Consider the following 1,085-nt stretch of genomic DNA (forward strand, 5'->3'; position numbering starts at 1 on the left):
CGCACGAGTCGGCAGACTCCCGTGGCGAGTCACCCGGCTCTCGTCCCGGCCCCCCCCGCCGATTCGACTGCAAAGCCGGAAGCGTAAGCGGGGTTAGGCGAGCAGTCCGATTTACGCGCGGCCTGTTCTGGATTATAATGGAGAAAGCGGCATGTTTTTCACGTGTGCGCATCGAGGGCGGCCTCCCAAGGCCGCTTTTCTTTTCTCCGGAGGGATCACCATGCCTAAAACAAACGCTGCAAGCCCCAATTTGACGGAAGGCCCTATAGCCAAAAACTTGCTGCTGTTCGCTCTGCCGGTGCTGATGGGCAACGTGCTCCAATCGCTGAACGGTACGATCAATTCGATCTGGGTTGGCAACTATCTCGGTGAGAGCGCTTTCGCTGCCACTTCTAACGCGAACAACATTATGTTTTTCCTGCTTAGCCTTGTGTTCGGCATCGGATTGGCTTCCACGATTTTGATCGGACAAAGCATCGGCGCGCAAAATGAAGAGCAAGCCAAGCGCGTGGTCGGTACGAGCGCGCTGTTTTTTATGACGCTGGCGGTGATTATCACCGTGATCGGGTTCATTTTCTCGTCGCCGATACTGGAATGGATGCAGACGCCCAAAGATGCGATGCCTTATGCCATCGCGTATTTGCGCATTATTTTTGTCGGTGTGCCGTTCATGTTCTTTTACAATTTCGTGATGATGATCATGCGGGGCGCGGGCGACTCCAAGACGCCGTTCTACTTCTTGCTGTTGTCGACCGTGATCGATATTGTGCTGAATCCCGTGTTCATCTTCGGATGGGGGCCGATTCCACGCCTCGAAACGGCCGGTGCAGCCGTAGCCACGGTCATCGCACAGCTGGTCAGTCTGGTTGGCCTGATCGTTCATTTGTACCGGACCCGCTATTTTTTGCGCTTGACCCGTGCGGACCGGCGATATATTCGGCTGGACCGGCAAATTATCGCATCGCTTGTCAAAAAAGGGCTGCCGATGGGCTTGCAAATGATGGTCGTCTCGACCAGCGCGATTGCCATCGTCAGTCTGGTGAACAGCTTCGGCTCGATGGCGACCGCAGCATTCGGTGCAGCGA

1 protein-coding gene is annotated in these 1,085 nt (G+C 55.6%); it reads left to right on the forward strand.

Annotated features, from left to right (window positions below; all coding sequences use genetic code 11):
* Positions 1 to 220: 220 nt before the first annotated feature.
* Positions 221 to 1,085: MATE family efflux transporter (locus tag QJ48_RS35145; RefSeq protein ID WP_157261891.1), on the forward strand; the 865-nt coding region annotated here is incomplete at its 3' end.

This window comes from Paenibacillus sp. A3 (assembly GCF_001399685.1).
Taxonomy (GTDB): Bacteria; Bacillota; Bacilli; order Paenibacillales; family NBRC-103111; genus Paenibacillus_G.